General features: G+C 70.0%; 15 protein-coding genes. 6 read left to right on the top strand and 9 right to left on the bottom strand.

Annotated features, from left to right (window positions below; translation table 11 throughout):
* Window positions 1–45: 45 nt before the first annotated feature.
* Window positions 46–729, bottom strand: a complete 684-nt coding sequence (gene pdxH, locus ACOJV7_RS15460; protein ID WP_420191116.1) for a pyridoxamine 5'-phosphate oxidase — start codon at window positions 727–729, stop codon at window positions 46–48.
* 80 nt (window positions 730–809) lie between these two features.
* On the opposite strand from pdxH, the gene ACOJV7_RS15455 reads away from it, so the two are divergent.
* A complete protein-coding gene (locus tag ACOJV7_RS15455) occupies window positions 810–1,268 on the top strand; it encodes a GNAT family N-acetyltransferase (RefSeq protein ID WP_474543082.1) in 459 nt (152 codons plus the stop codon).
* Here ACOJV7_RS15455 and ACOJV7_RS15450 read toward each other — a convergent pair.
* Complete coding sequence (locus tag ACOJV7_RS15450) at window positions 1,265–1,795, bottom strand: TIGR03086 family metal-binding protein (protein ID WP_420191114.1); 531 nt, start codon at window positions 1,793–1,795, stop codon at window positions 1,265–1,267. The two genes, ACOJV7_RS15455 and ACOJV7_RS15450, sit on opposite strands and share 4 nt — an antisense overlap.
* Before the next feature lie 115 nt (window positions 1,796–1,910).
* On the opposite strand from ACOJV7_RS15450, the gene ACOJV7_RS15445 reads away from it, so the two are divergent.
* Window positions 1,911–2,639 carry a hypothetical protein gene (locus ACOJV7_RS15445; RefSeq protein WP_420191113.1) on the top strand — a complete coding sequence of 243 codons (729 nt, stop codon included), beginning with the start codon at window positions 1,911–1,913 and terminating at the stop codon, window positions 2,637–2,639.
* A gap of 75 nt (window positions 2,640–2,714) precedes the next feature.
* The gene (locus ACOJV7_RS15440) at window positions 2,715–3,623 is read left to right on the top strand and encodes an oxygenase MpaB family protein (RefSeq protein WP_420191112.1); all 909 of its coding nucleotides are present in this window, start codon (window positions 2,715–2,717) and stop codon (window positions 3,621–3,623) included.
* 83 nt (window positions 3,624–3,706) lie between these two features.
* Here the strand turns inward: ACOJV7_RS15440 and ACOJV7_RS15435 are convergent, their stop codons facing one another.
* The 5 genes from ACOJV7_RS15435 to ACOJV7_RS15415 all read right to left on the bottom strand — a co-directional run bounded on the left by ACOJV7_RS15435 (window position 3,707) and on the right by ACOJV7_RS15415 (window position 7,901).
* A complete protein-coding gene (locus ACOJV7_RS15435) occupies window positions 3,707–4,435 on the bottom strand; it encodes a SprT-like domain-containing protein (RefSeq protein ID WP_420191111.1) in 729 nt (242 codons plus the stop codon).
* 86 nt (window positions 4,436–4,521) lie between these two features.
* On the bottom strand, window positions 4,522–5,802 hold the full coding sequence (locus ACOJV7_RS15430) for an NAD(P)/FAD-dependent oxidoreductase (protein ID WP_420191110.1): 1,281 nt from the start codon (window positions 5,800–5,802) through the stop codon (window positions 4,522–4,524).
* Window positions 5,803–5,872: 70 nt separating this feature from the next.
* Window positions 5,873–6,505, bottom strand: a complete 633-nt coding sequence (gene folE / locus ACOJV7_RS15425) for a GTP cyclohydrolase I FolE (protein ID WP_474543078.1) — start codon at window positions 6,503–6,505, stop codon at window positions 5,873–5,875.
* Window positions 6,502–7,446 carry a patatin-like phospholipase family protein gene (locus ACOJV7_RS15420; protein ID WP_420191109.1) on the bottom strand — a complete coding sequence of 315 codons (945 nt, stop codon included), beginning with the start codon at window positions 7,444–7,446 and terminating at the stop codon, window positions 6,502–6,504. The genes folE and ACOJV7_RS15420 overlap by 4 nt, the downstream gene beginning before the upstream one ends.
* 2 nt (window positions 7,447–7,448) lie before the next feature.
* Window positions 7,449–7,901: a hypothetical protein gene (locus ACOJV7_RS15415; RefSeq protein WP_420191108.1), complete on the bottom strand. Its 453-nt coding sequence runs from the start codon at window positions 7,899–7,901 to the stop codon at window positions 7,449–7,451.
* A 159-nt stretch (window positions 7,902–8,060) separates the two neighbouring features.
* On the opposite strand from ACOJV7_RS15415, the gene ACOJV7_RS15410 reads away from it, so the two are divergent.
* The 3 genes from ACOJV7_RS15410 to ACOJV7_RS15400 are packed head-to-tail and all read left to right on the top strand — an operon-like array spanning window position 8,061 to window position 9,279.
* Window positions 8,061–8,300 (top strand): hypothetical protein, encoded by a 240-nt coding sequence (locus ACOJV7_RS15410; protein WP_420191107.1) that lies wholly within the window; start codon window positions 8,061–8,063, stop codon window positions 8,298–8,300.
* Window positions 8,294–9,046 carry an RNA polymerase sigma factor gene (locus ACOJV7_RS15405; protein WP_420191106.1) on the top strand — a complete coding sequence of 251 codons (753 nt, stop codon included), beginning with the start codon at window positions 8,294–8,296 and terminating at the stop codon, window positions 9,044–9,046. The genes ACOJV7_RS15410 and ACOJV7_RS15405 overlap by 7 nt, the downstream gene beginning before the upstream one ends.
* Window positions 9,043–9,279, top strand: a complete 237-nt coding sequence (locus ACOJV7_RS15400) for a hypothetical protein (protein WP_420191105.1) — start codon at window positions 9,043–9,045, stop codon at window positions 9,277–9,279. Before ACOJV7_RS15405 ends, ACOJV7_RS15400 begins: the two co-directional genes overlap by 4 nt.
* Before the next feature lie 233 nt (window positions 9,280–9,512).
* Here ACOJV7_RS15400 and ACOJV7_RS15395 read toward each other — a convergent pair whose 3' ends face one another.
* Together ACOJV7_RS15395 and ACOJV7_RS15390 are read right to left on the bottom strand one after the other, a co-directional pair.
* Complete coding sequence (locus ACOJV7_RS15395) at window positions 9,513–9,998, bottom strand: hypothetical protein (protein WP_420191104.1); 486 nt, start codon at window positions 9,996–9,998, stop codon at window positions 9,513–9,515.
* 152 nt (window positions 9,999–10,150) lie between these two features.
* Window positions 10,151–13,117 carry a vitamin B12-dependent ribonucleotide reductase gene (locus ACOJV7_RS15390; protein WP_420191103.1) on the bottom strand — a complete coding sequence of 989 codons (2,967 nt, stop codon included), beginning with the start codon at window positions 13,115–13,117 and terminating at the stop codon, window positions 10,151–10,153.
* Between the last annotated feature and the right edge of the window lie 54 nt (window positions 13,118–13,171).

Raw genomic sequence — 13,171 nt, 5'->3', positions numbered from 1 at the left:
AGGGCTGGCCCCGTCCGGGGTCGAGCGTGGCTCAGGGGTGGCGGCTCACGGTTGGCGACGACCCAGCTTCCACGCTTTCGCGGTGTCGAGGTCGCCGTCACCGGTGCGGGTGAAGACGAGGCGGTCGTGCAGCCGGTTCGTGCGCCCGCCCCAGAACTCGACCTCGTCGCAGAGGACGCGGTAGCCACCCCAGAAGTCAGGGAGCGGCACGTCGTCCGCGTTGCCGTGGTCAGGCCAGCGGGCGGCATACGCCTCGTAGGCCTCCTCGAGCTCCGCGCGCGAGGCGACCGGCTGCGACTGGCGCGAGGACCACGCAGAGATCCGCGAGGCCCAGGGGCGGCTGCCGAAGTAGTCGGCGACCTCGGCGCGGTCGAGCAGCACGGCATACCCGCGGAAGCGGATCGCCCGGAACATCGACGGCCAGGTGAGCGAGACGGCGATGGCCGAGGTCGCGGCGAGCTCGACGCCCTTGGTCGACGACGTGTTCGTGAGGAAGCCCGGGCCGCGCTCGTCGAAGAAGCGCATGAGGACCGTGCGCACGTTGGGCAGCCCGTCGGCGTCGACGGTGGCGACGGAGAGGGCGTGGGGCTCGGGGACGTCGGCCTGCGCGCGCGAGCGCTCGACCGCCTCGTCGACCCAGATGCGGGCCTGCTGCCACGGGGTGGGCGCGATCTCCTCTTCCGAGATCCCGGTGCCGGTGTAGTCGATACGGGTGACGTCGTTGTTCACGGGCCCGAGCGTATGCCGGTCACTCACGTCGCGCTCCACCCCCGCGGTTCCGCGGTGGCCGGCGGCTGTTGGATCGGGGTGTGTTGACCATCCACGACGCCGACCTCGGCGACCCCGAGCTGCTCGCCTTCCTGCAGGCGCACCTCGACGACCTCGCGCCGACTGCTCCGGCCGAGAGCCGGCACGCCCTCGACGTCGATGGCTTGCGTCGGCCTGGTGTGCGGATGTGGGTGGCGCGCGACGAAGGGCGGCTCGTGGGGACGGTGGCACTGGCGCCGCTCGATCCCGGCCACGAGGAGCTCAAGAGCATGCGGACGTCACCGGAGTCGCGTGGGCGCGGGGTGGGTGGCGCCCTCCTGCGGCACGCGTTGGACGATGCGCGCGAGCGCGGGCTGGCGAGGGTCTCGCTCGAGACCGGCAGCATGGAGTTCTTCGCGCCGGCACGCTCGCTCTACAGGGCGGCCGGGTTCACCGAGTGTGCGCCGTTCGGGTCCTACGTCGAGGACCCGAACAGCACCTTCTTCACGCTCGTCCTCTAGGACGTGCGGACGGTCCGGCCGGCGAAGGCGGCGAGCCGGTCCTGGACGGACGCGTCCTCCGGCGCCTCGACCTCGGGTCCGAAGGCGCCCGACCTGTTGTCCGGGGTGAGGTTGGCGGACATGAACGCGAGCGCCTGCTCGGCGACCTCGTCGTCGAGCCGGGTCGAGCTGCCGATGGAGCGTGAGAGATCCCAGCTGTGTACCGCGAACTCGGGCAGGGCAGCCGAGGACGACCCGCCGGACTCGTCGGCCTCGACCTTCTCGAGCAGGCCCTCCGCACGGGTGCGGAAGGTGGCCGCGGGGTCGTCACCGGGCTCGGGCGGGTTGGCCCAGTCGACCTCCTTGCCGGAGAACATGTCGACGAAGTTCTGCGGCGAGGCGACGACGTGCCGGACGAGCTCGCCGACGGTCCAGTCGCTGCACGTCGAGGGCTTGTCGTGGTCGTCCGGGGACACCTCGTCGAGCAGGCTCGCGGTCTGTTCGACGGCGCGGGCGAGCAGGGAGCCGGCGTTGGTCTGGGCGTTCATGGTGGAGAGCCTTCCGACGACGATGGGCTGTGACGCCGACGCTAGCGACGCCTGCCGACAGGCGGCGTCTCGTGCGGGACCAGATCGCGGGTCGTGGCGTAGCGTCGCCGGGACCATGGGGATCTTCAGCTTCCATCTCGCCCACGTGCCGGTGACCGTCGCTGCTCGTGCTCTGGCGCGCGGGCAGGCGGACGGTCGGGCCGTCCCCGGCCTCGAGCACGTCGAGCACCTGTCGCTCATGACGCTCGGCGCGCCGCCGGTGTCCCTCGAGCGCCTGCAGCTGCGCCGGCTCGCGGTCTTTGCCACGTGGGAGTCCGAGTCGGCGTTGGACGACCACCTTGCCAGTGACGCGCTGGGACGGCACCTCGCCGACGGGTGGCACGTGCGGCTCGAGTTCGTGCGCCGCTGGGGCGCGGTGACCGCGCTGCACCGGCTGCCGCTCAACGCCTCCGTCATGGCCGACGACGAGCCCGTCGTCGCGGTGACGCTCGCGCACCTCAAGCTGCCCGAGCTGCGTCGGTTCTTCGCCTGGGGGCGACCGGTGGAGCAGCAGGTGCGTGACTCCCCGGGGGTCTCGTTGGCCCTGGCGGCCGTGCGTCCTCCGCGGACGTTCTCGACGTTCTCGGTCTGGCGGTCGGTGGCCGAGATGCGCGACATGGTCGAGGGTCGTGCCGACCGGGCTGGCCACGGAGCTGGAGCTGCGGCGGCGGACGGACGGCACGCCGGGGCGATGGCGGAACGAGAGCGTCGCGACTTCCACAGCGAGTTCACGACGCTGCGGTTCCGCCCGCTGTCCGAGCATGGCTCATGGGAGGGCCGGCATTCGATCGTCCCGCGGGTCTGACGAGCTGCGCCGCATCCAGCCTGCTGTCAGGCGCCCTCGCTAGGGTGGCAAGTCCCCTGCCACCGAGGAGCCCGCGTGCCCACCGAACCGACCCGTGCCCGCTGGGATGCCCGACTGCGTCAGCAGCTGGCGACCGCGCTGCGGTCCCGCGTCGCCGGTGACGACGCCGCGGCCAAGGCTGCGGTCATCTGGGGCGCCGAGGGTGAGCGATGGTTCACGCCCGAGGACCCGATCTGGAGGGTGCACGCCGATGCCGCGATGTTCCCCGGCGGCATCCGGGCGCTGCTCCTGCAGTCGCTGCACCCGTTGGCCATGGCTGGTGTCGCCGGCCACTCCGGCTTCAAGGGCGACCCGTGGGGGCGACTCCAGCGCACCAGCGAGTTCCTCGCGACGACGACGTTCGGGACGATTCAGCACGCCGAGACCCAGATCGAGCGGGTGCGCGCCATCCACGAGCGCGTGCGTGGCAAGGCCGCCGACGGACGCCCGTATGCCGCGAGCGACCCGCACCTGCTGCGCTGGGTCCACGTCACCGAGGTCGACAGCTTCCTCACCGCCTTCCAGCGCTATGCCGCCGAGCCGCTCACGCCCGCCGAGGCGGATCTCTACGTCGAGCAGACCGCGGTGGTGGCAAGGCGTCTCGGGGTGGTCGACCCTCCCCTGACCACGGCACAGCTCGCGTCGGTCATCGAGTCCTACCGTCCGGAGCTCGAGTCCACGGCAGCCTCCCGTGACGCGGCCCGGTTCCTGCTGCTCCACCCGCCGCTCCCCGTTGCGGCCAAACCCGGGTATGCCGCTCTGGCTGCCGGAGCCGTGGCCCTGCTGCCCCGGTGGGCTCGCCGTCCGCTGCGGCTGCCATGGCTGCCCGTCACCGAGCTCGTGTTCGCCCGGCCGCTGGGTGACGCCGCGACGGCAGCGGTCCGGTGGGCGATGACCGACCCCAACGACGTGCGCGCAGCGGCCGAACGATCCCGCGCGGGATGAATGCGACGCGCGACCGGCGCTGACGGAAGCCCCTACGGCACAACGGATTGATCGATCAGCCCTCCACCGTGGCGAGCCGCCGGTCAGCTCGCGAGGCGGTCGGCGACCTCGAGGACCTCGTTGGGCACGGCATACAGCTCGTCGTCGATGCGCACCTGGCTGCGGGTCGCGAAGGTCGCCTCGACCTCGCCGACGACGCCGTGCAGCGGACCGTCGGCCACGATGCGCACCAGAGCACCGATCGGGAAGGCGGTGTGGGACACCGGCATCGATGTCGCCTGCATCGCCGGACGCAAGGCACCCGCACCACGCCGGAGGATGATCTCTTCGAGCTCCTCGCGGTAGGCCTCCCCCATGTCGACACGGCCACCGTGGTAGGTCCACGTGAGGATCGAGCCGGCGTCGAACTCGGGGTGGCAGGTCCGGCAGCTGAGGACGCGACGGGGCCGGCGATGGCGCGTGTAGGTGTGGCCGCCGGGGCACTCGCCCCTCCACGGTCCGTCGACCTGCGGTGAGCTCGCGTCGACGGTGCGCTGGCCGCTGCACCCGATCTGGACCGCCTTGCTGCGCCACGTGTCGTCGTGCCCATGGGTGGGGCCGACGAGGGCGTGGGCGATCTCGTGGAGCAACGTGTCGCGCACCTCGGACTCGTCGTGGAGGCGCGTCAACGGCCCGCTGAGCGAGATCGTGCGGGTGCCGAAGCGGCATACGCCGGCTCGGGTCTTGGCGTGGTCGGTCGTCACCCGCCAGTGCTCGAGGCCGTGCTCGCGCAGCAGGGATCGCCCGAGGGCGAGTGCTGACGAGATCTCCATGACGACCATGCTGCCAGCGACCACTGACAACGCCCGTCTCGCGACACGACGACTGTCCGCTGCGGTCGGTCGTCCCCAGGCAGACTTCACGACAGCGCTATGCGCGCCTGCCGAGGCTCGGTCACAACCTCACCCAACGGCGTACTCGGGTCGCCCAGCCGCGCCGCGCTCACCTCGGCTCGCGACCGGATCAACGCCTGGATGCTGTCCATCTGGTCCCAGACGTTGACACACATCCCGGCAGCGACCCGTCCCTCGCGCAGCCAGAACGCCATGAAGGTGCCCGACCGCTCGTCACCGCGGACGACGAGCTCGGTGATGTCGCGCCGAGCCACGTGACCGGTGTACTTCAGCCCGAGGTCGTACTGGTCCGAGTAGAAGTACGGAAGTCGGTCGTATGCCGTCCACTTACCGACGATGGTCGCGGCTGCGGTCCGCGGCTGGTTCAGGGCGTTGGCCCAGTGCTCGACACGGATCCGCCGCCCGAACACCGGGTGCCAAGCGTGGGCGATGTCGCCAACCGCCAACACCCGGGGGTGCGACGTCCGCAGGAACTCGTCGGTGAGCACCCCGTCGTCGACGGCGAGGCGCATCGCCCGGGCGAGCTCGACGTTCGGCCTGGCGCCGACCCCGACGACGACCACGTCCGCGGGGACGGTGGTGCCGTCGCCGAGCCTGACCGCGGCGACCCGGCCGTCGCTGGTGGCAGTGAAGCCCACGACGTCCACGCGAGTCCGCAACTGCACCCGGTGCGAGCGGTGGGCGGCCACGAGCACGGAGGCGAGCCTCTCGCCGAGGACGGACCCCAGCGGCATGCCTCCGGCTTCCAGGACCGTGACGGAGGCGCCCAGGGTGGCTGCGGCGGCGGCGACCTCGAGCCCGATCCACCCGCCGCCGACGAGGACGACTCGCGGATGCCCGGTGAGGGCTGCGCGCAGGCGACGGCTGTCGTCGAGGGTGCGCAGGTGGTGGATGCCGGTCAGGTCGGCGCCGGGCACGTCGAGCCGCCTGGGTGACGACCCGGTCGCGAGCACGAGTGCGTCGAAGGCGAACGTCCGGCGTCCCTCGGTGGAGGTCGTGGACAGGGTGTGGGACCTCAGGTCCACCTCCTCGACGGTGCATCCGAGTCGCAGGTCGACGTCGTGCTCGGCGTACCAGGACGGCTCGTGGACGAAAAGGTCCTTGTCGGGCACGGAACCTTCGATGAGGTTGGCCTTGGAGAGCGGCGGCCGCTCGTAGGGGCGGTGCTCCTCGCGACCGACGAGGGTGATGGTGCCGTCGAAGCCGATGGCGCGGAGGTGCTCGGCCGTCTTGGCGCCGGCGAGACCGGCTCCGATGATGACGACACAGGATGGGGTGGCGGTCATGGTGTCCTGCCTTCGGGTCGCGCGTGGGTGGAGGTGCCGAGGCGGCACGCGGTCGAGGAGTCGGCGGTGGTCACCCGGCCGACCGGGTGAGTGCGAGGAACTCGGCACGAGTGCGGTGGTCGTCGCGCAGCACCCCGAGCAGGCTCGAGGTCACGGTGCTCGTCCCCGGCGCCTGCACCCCGCGCAGGGTCATGCACAGGTGTTCGGCCTCGATGACGACGCCGACACCGACGGCGCCGAGCTGGTCGCGGAGCCACGTCGACACCTGGGTGGTGAGCCGTTCCTGCACCTGTGGCCGACCGGCGCAGTGCTCGACGACGCGAGCCAGCTTCGACAGGCCGAGGATCCGCTCCCCCGGCAGGTAGCCGACGTGTGCCGTGCCGACGAAAGGCAGCATGTGGTGCTCGCACAGGGACCGGACAGGGATGTTGCGCGCGACGATGAGCTCGTCGTAGCCACCGTCGTTGGGGAAGGTCGTCATCTCGAAGGGCCTCGGCCGCAACATCTCGGTCAGGGCGAGGACCATCCGCTCCGGCGTCCGCGCCAGGGACTCCGACTCGACGTCGACACCGAGCGCAATCAGCAGGTCGGCCGCGGCTTCGGTTGCCGCCTGCACGTCCGGGTCGCTGACCACCTCGACGGCCGCCCACGCGGGGCGAGCAACTGCCGGCTCGCTGCTGCGATGCGGGCGCGCGGGAGTCACGCGACGCTCCGTCGAGCGGCGTGCGGAGCACGAGGCTGCGAGCCTTCCGAGTGGGGACCGTGGAGCGCCAGACCCGATGCCCTCGAACGCTCCTGGCCGCGATCCTCGTCGTGCCGGAGCCACACGGAGGTGTTCGCTCGCGTCCGCTCGATCAGCTCGTCCGCACGGGTGAAGTCCGCCGGCGACACGGCCAGCGGGCAGAGCGGCGGTACGACGTGCAGACGGGCACGGCCGGCATACCGGTCCACCTCGTCGACGAGGCGAGTGTGCAGGAGCAGCGTCAGGGCAGTGAGCGCGACCGCGAGCGCGCCAGATGGCGCGCGGCCGGCGCAGGGGTAGCCGGCGGGCAAGAGATAGATGTCGTCGACACCTCGCCGGTCGGCATGGTCCAGTGCTGCCGGGTGACCGACTGCGCCGTCGACCAGAGCGTGACCGCGCCACGCCACGGGTGGAAGCAGGCCCGGGACAGCGGCACTGGCCGCCACGGCATCGACCACCGGTCCGTTGTCGAGCACGAGCCCAGCGCCGGTGACGACGTCCGTCGCCGTCACCGCCAGCCCGCGCTGCGCCTCCTCGAGCGCCCGGTAGCCGAGGTGTCCCCCGAGGAGGCGGCGGAGCGGAGCGCCGGAGAACAGCGACGGCGAGGAGCCGGCCCCCGCGCGCAACCATCGTCGTGGGTCGACTGCGAAGACGTCGGACCGCCTCAGGCGCAGCCACAGCTCCGTCAGCTCACCGACCCGGTCCGACCATGCGCCCGGCCCGGCGAGGTGGGCGGCGTTGACAGCGCCAACCGAGGTGCCGACGAGGACATCGGGAGTGATGCCGTGGTCGTGCAAGGCGGCCACCATGCCGACCTGGACGGCCCCGAGACTCCCGCCGCCGGTGAGCACGAAGGCGGTTCGCCTCTGAGGGGCGGAGATGCGCCTTGCGACGGTGTCCACGGTCAGCTCCTGCGCAAAGGCCAGAGGACGGGTCGGGCGTCGAACCGTGACGAAAGTCGTTGCAGCGCAACAGCCGCGAGCAGCAGACCGAAGTCACGCAGCGCCACGTCGTAGTAGCCCGGGATGAGTAGGAGGTTGACGATGATCCCGCCGAGCCACGCGGCGACGACGAGCGCACCGAGGCGCGGGTGGAGCAACACGACGAGACCCGCCAGGACCTCGATGACACCGACGGCATACATCGCCTGGTGCGGGGGCACCGGGAGCGGGTCGGAGAGGACCGGCGCGAGGTAACGGTCCCAGTCCACGAGGAGGTTCGTGAACTTGTCGAGACCGAAGAGGATCGGCGCGACGACGAACGCCGCCCGAAGGATGAAGAACGCCTGGTATGCCGGGTCGCCGGGTGCGGAGCGCTCCCGCACCTCCGCGGCGCGGTCGGTGTCGATCGTGGCCATGGTGACCTCCTGGTGCGAGGGGTCCTCCCCGCGAAGCGGCCTGACAGGACGGGCGACCGGTGGGAGGCTGACACGGTGTTGGTGGTGCCGGCTCCGCTGGTTCTTACCCGCCTCGCCGAGGTCGGTAAGACCGACGTTGCTCACTGCAGCAAACAGGGCATGACCACCCACGACATACGAACGTCGGAGACGTGTCGGCCCACCGGCCCTCCGGTCGACGTCGTCACCTGGCGCACGTGTCGACTGCACGAGGCCGGGTTCCCGTGGGCGTTGGCGGACTCCGTCGCGAGGACGAGCACCGATCTCCACGAGCTCCTCCAGCTCGTCGACGCCGGCTGTCCCCCGCAGCTCGCGGCGAGGATCCTCGCCCCGATCGACGAGGCGACCGGGCCGTGGTGAGCGACAGCGGCGGGGACGGACTGCTGTCACGCGGCGGCCGGCATAGGGCCGTGGCCGGTCATGGAGAAGGCGTCGGCGAAGGCGTCGGCGTCGGCGAGCCGGAGGACTGGGTGGGCGCGTTGACCTCGACCGGCGCCGAGCAGGCCGAGGCCATGCGGGCGCTGCACGCACTCATGGTCCGGGCTGCGGCACACCAGGTGTGGCGGATGCGAGCGGCCCTTCCCGATGCCTCGCCGGGCAACGTCGACGTCGTCGTCAACCAGGCCGCCGACGAGGCGATGACCGCGCTGCTCGGCAAGCTGCACACGTTCGAGGGGCGGAGCCGCTTCACGACGTGGGCGTTCAAGTTCGCCATCCTGCAGGCGGCGACCGACGTCCGCCGGCTGCAGTGGCAGCACCGCGAGGTCGAGCTGCGCGACCTCGACCTTCCAGACGTGGCGGAAGACTCGCACGACGGGCCCGAGCACCAGGCCGAAGGTGCCGATCTCGCTCGAGCACTCGGGGATGCCATGTGCACGTGTCTCACCCCGCACCAGCGCCGCGTGGCCGTGGCCCTCCTCGTCGACGGCGTCCCGATCGACGTCCTCGCCGAGCGTCTGGGCTCGAACCGCAATGCCCTCTACAAGACCGTCCACGACGTCCGCCAAAGGTTACGAGCCGACCTCACCAGGCGCGGCTACATCCCCGCTGACCGAGGGTCGGGTCCAAGCGATGGCGTCCCCATGACCTCGGCAGGTGTCTCATGAGCTCGCAACTCACTCCCCCACCGGCGTTGTCCGCGGCTGCGACTGCGGCGCTGCTGGTCGACACGACGCCGTATCTGTCGTGCGACGAGTGCTTCGAGCGCATGGACACCCATGTCGAGGCGCTATTGGCGGACCCGGGCGACCACGACCCGGCGATGGAGCACCACCTGGCGGGCTGTGCGGCGTGCCACGAGGAGGCTGACTCGCTCATCGCCCTGCTGACGGCGGACTGAGGAGCGCACTCCTCAATGGGGTCGGACGTCAGGGTGTCGCGCGTTGACCGCCATGGCGATGGCGCGCGCCATCCACCTGGCCCGCTCATCCGTGGTCTTCAGGTCCTTGGTGGACACGACCACATGAGTGTTCGTTCGAGCTGTCAAGGTCTTCTCCTTGCCGACAATCCGCTGCCCCGTGGCGACCCACAGCGCCGTGCCTGTGTCGTAGTCGTCGTCACACGCCGAGCGCTTCAGCTCGAGAGCTGCTCCAAGAACTGCGCGACCGAGTCGAGAACCCTGTCAGCGTCCTCACCCTGCTCAACCAAGGACTCGACGCCCGAACCCACGATGTAGGCCATGAGGTAGACGGCGTTGCCCTTGTAGTTCTTGTCCAGGTCCTCGAGCGACGCGCCTTCAGCGAGCTCTTGGGTCTGCCGCTGAGCAGCCTCGCGCACTCGCATGATCAGGTCGTTGAGCATGTCGAGGCATTCCTCGCCCCGCCGTCGACCCGCCAGCAGAATGACCTCGGATGGCGGGCGTGGGACAGCGACCTCCCCCGACACGTCACCGTCCGTCTGCTCGCCGAAGTTGTCGGTGAGGGCCACGAGCGCCATGAAGCACGCATATGTCAGCGGGTAGCCATGCTCGTTCCACGCTGCCTGACTGGCCTTGAGCAGTTGAGCCGGGGATCGTGGGGTGGAGATGAGGTTCAACGCATGTTCAGCAGAGGGATGCACGGCCCCACCCTAGGTCGCCAGCCGTCGCTGACCCGAACGTCGCCCACTGGCCTGCGCCCGCCACACAAGAGCGAAGCTGATCCATGACCTGGACATACGACGAGCGGCCCCGAGGACATCCTCGGGGCCGCTCGTCGTGGCTACTGCTCAGATCAGCTGCAGCCGCTGGTGCTTCCGCAGCCTTCGCAGACGTAGCACGAACCAGCCGGGCGCATCTTCGTGCCGCAGGTCATGCACATCGGCGCGTCAGCGGACACACCCTGGAACTTCTCGAGCAGCTCGGCGGAGCTGTGCACGTCACCGGACACCTCGCGGGCCGATGCCGCACCGGCACCGAACTTCACCTCGGACGCGTGGTCCTCGTCGGACGTCGCCGGGGACTCGCCCGCCGTCTTCGGAGCAGCCTCCGCCGTCTTCTTCGGCGAGCTGGCACCGACACCCTGCGAGAACGACTCGATCTCGTCCTCGAGCGCCTCGACGTCCTCGTCATCGACCGTCGACGGTGCGTACGAACCCGTCTCGAGCTGGCGCTGACGCTCCTCGGCCGTGTGGATGCCCATGAACGACCGGGTCTCGAAGTCGAGGTGGTCGAGCGCGAGGCGACGGAAGACGTAGTCGACGAGCGACTGGCCCATCCGGATGTCCTGGTCGTCGGTCATGCCGGCCGGCTCGAAGCGCATGTTCGTGTACTTCTCGACGTAGGTCTCGAGCGGCACGCCGTACTGGAGGCCCACCGAGATCGCGATCGAGAACGCGTCCATGACACCGGCAAGGGTCGAGCCCTGCTTGCCGAACTTGAGGAAGACCTCGCCGAGGCGGCCGTCCTCGTAGGTGCCGGCCGTCATGTAGCCCTCGGCGCCGCCGATGGCGAACGACGTGGTCTGCGACGAGCGACGCTTCGGCAGGCGCTCACGCGTGGGCCGGTAGACGACCTTCTCGACGACCTTGGTCTCGCCGGCGGCGTCAGCGGCAGCAGCCTTGTCCGCCGCCGCGTCCTTGGCGGTCGAGCCACCGTCGGAGAGCGGCTGACCGACCTTGCAGTTGTCGCGGTAGACCGCGAGCGCCTTGAGGCCCATCTTCCAGCCCTGGACGTAGACGTCCTCGATCTCCTCGACCGTGGCCGTCTCCGGCAGGTTGACCGTCTTGGAGATGGCACCGGAGAGGAACGGCTGGGTCGCCGCCATCATCCGCACGTGACCCATCGGGGAGATGGCGCGCGCACCCATGGCGGTGTCGAAGATCTCGTAGTGCTCGGTCTTGAGACCGGGCGCGTCGATGACGTGACCCTTGTCGGCGATGTACTCGACGATTGCCTCGACCGTCTCCTCGGTGTAGCCGAGCTTGCGCAGGGCCCGCGGGATGGTGAGGTTGACGATCTGCATCGAGCCGCCACCGACGAGCTTCTTGAACTTGACGAGCGAGAAGTCCGGCTCGATGCCGGTCGTGTCGCAGTCCATCATGAAGCCGATGGTGCCGGTCGGGGCGAGCACCGACGCCTGCGCGTTGCGGTAGCCGTTCTTCTCACCGAGCTTGACGACGGCGTCCCACGCCTTCGTCGCGGCGCGGTGGATGTCCTTGTCCATCGTGTGCAGCGTGCGGACCGCGTCGTTGGCGGCGGCGTGCTTGCGCATGACCCGCTTGTGGGCGTCCGCGTTGCGGGCGTAGCCGGCATACGCACCGACGACACCGGCGAGCTCGGCGGAGCGCTTGTAGGCGGCACCGGTGAGCAGCGAGGTGATCGACGCGGCGAGCGCGCGGCCACCGTCGGAGTCGTAGCCGTGACCGGTCGCCATGAGGAGCGCACCGAGGTTGGCGTAGCCGATGCCGAGCTGGCGGTAGTTGCGGGTCGTCTCGCCGATGGGCTCGGTCGGGAAGTCCGCGAAGCAGATCGAGATGTCCATCGCCGTGATGACGAGCTCGGCGACCGCCTGGAACTTCGCCACGTCGAACGTGTCGTCGTCCTTGAGGAACTTGAGCAGGTTGAGCGAGGCCAGGTTGCACGAGGAGTTGTCGAGCGACATGTACTCGGAGCAGGGGTTGGACGCGGTGATGCGGCCGGTCTCCGGGTTGGTGTGCCAGTCGTTGATCGTGTCGTCGTACTGGATGCCCGGGTCCGCGCACTCCCACGCGGCCTTGGCGATCTTGCCCATGAGCTCGCGGGCGTCGACGGTCTCGATGACCGAGCCGTCCTTGCGCGAGCGCAGGCCGAACTCGGTGCCGTCCTCGACCGCACGCATGAACTCGTCGTTGACGCGGACCGAGTTGTTGGCGTTCTGGTACTGGACCGAGACGATGTCCTTGCCGCCGAGGTCCATGTCGAAGCCGGCGTCACGCAGGGCGCGGATCTTGTCCTCCTCGCGCGCCTTCGTCTCGACGAACTCCTCGATGTCCGGGTGGTCGACGTCGAGGACGACCATCTTGGCCGCGCGACGGGTCGCACCGCCGGACTTGATCGTGCCCGCGGACGCGTCGGCGCCACGCATGAACGACACCGGGCCCGACGCCGTGCCACCGGAGGAGAGGAGCTCCTTCGACGAGCGGATGCGCGAGAGGTTGAGGCCCGCGCCCGAGCCGCCCTTGAAGATGAAGCCCTCCTCCTTGTACCAGTTGAGGATCGAGTCCATCGAGTCGTCGACAGAGAGGATGAAGCAGGCCGAGACCTGCTGCGGCGACTTGGTGCCGACGTTGAACCAGACCGGCGAGTTGAAGCTGAAGATTTGGTGAAGCAGGGCGTAGGTCAGCTCGTGCTCGAAGACCTCGGCGTCCTCCGGCGTGGAGAAGTAGCCGTGCTCCTTGCCCGCCTTGACGTAGGTGAGGACGACGCGGTCGATGAGCTGCTTGAGGCCCTGCTCGCGCTCGGGCGTGCCGACGGCGCCGCGGAAGTACTTGGTCGTGACGATCGTGGAGGCGTTGACGCTCCAGAAGTCGGGGAACTCGACACCGCGCTGCTCGAAGATCGTCTCGCCGGTCTTCCAGTTCTGCTGGACGACGTCACGCTTCTCCCAGGTCACCTCGTCGTAGGGGTGCACCCCCGGCGTGGTGTAGATCCGCTCGACGGCAATGCCCCTGCCCTTGGCGGACTTGCGGGCGCCTGCACGTGCTCCGGCGGTCTCGGTCATGACTCGCTCCCTCTTCTGCCCGACGCTCGTCGGGCGATCCTGTGACCTGGTTTC

The sequence above is a fragment of the Knoellia tibetensis genome (assembly GCF_048606415.1).
Classification (GTDB): domain Bacteria; phylum Actinomycetota; class Actinomycetes; order Actinomycetales; family Dermatophilaceae; genus Knoellia; species Knoellia tibetensis.
Note: the sequence above shows the minus strand (reverse complement) of the source record. Positions and strands in the feature narration are given on the sequence as shown.

What these genes read in the sequence shown, in the direction of transcription:
- ACOJV7_RS15450 (WP_420191114.1), bottom strand. Translation starts at nt 1,795, where the DNA reads ATGAACGCCCAGACCAACGCCGGCTCCCTGCTCGCCCGCGCCGTCGAA.
- ACOJV7_RS15445 (WP_420191113.1), top strand. Translation starts at nt 1,911, where the DNA reads ATGGGGATCTTCAGCTTCCATCTCGCCCACGTGCCGGTGACCGTCGCT.
- ACOJV7_RS15435 (WP_420191111.1), bottom strand. Translation starts at nt 4,435, where the DNA reads ATGGAGATCTCGTCAGCACTCGCCCTCGGGCGATCCCTGCTGCGCGAG.
- ACOJV7_RS15430 (WP_420191110.1), bottom strand. Translation starts at nt 5,802, where the DNA reads ATGACCGCCACCCCATCCTGTGTCGTCATCATCGGAGCCGGTCTCGCC.
- ACOJV7_RS15415 (WP_420191108.1), bottom strand. Translation starts at nt 7,901, where the DNA reads ATGGCCACGATCGACACCGACCGCGCCGCGGAGGTGCGGGAGCGCTCC.
- ACOJV7_RS15410 (WP_420191107.1), top strand. Translation starts at nt 8,061, where the DNA reads ATGACCACCCACGACATACGAACGTCGGAGACGTGTCGGCCCACCGGC.
- ACOJV7_RS15400 (WP_420191105.1), top strand. Translation starts at nt 9,043, where the DNA reads ATGAGCTCGCAACTCACTCCCCCACCGGCGTTGTCCGCGGCTGCGACT.
- ACOJV7_RS15390 (WP_420191103.1), bottom strand. Translation starts at nt 13,117, where the DNA reads ATGACCGAGACCGCCGGAGCACGTGCAGGCGCCCGCAAGTCCGCCAAG.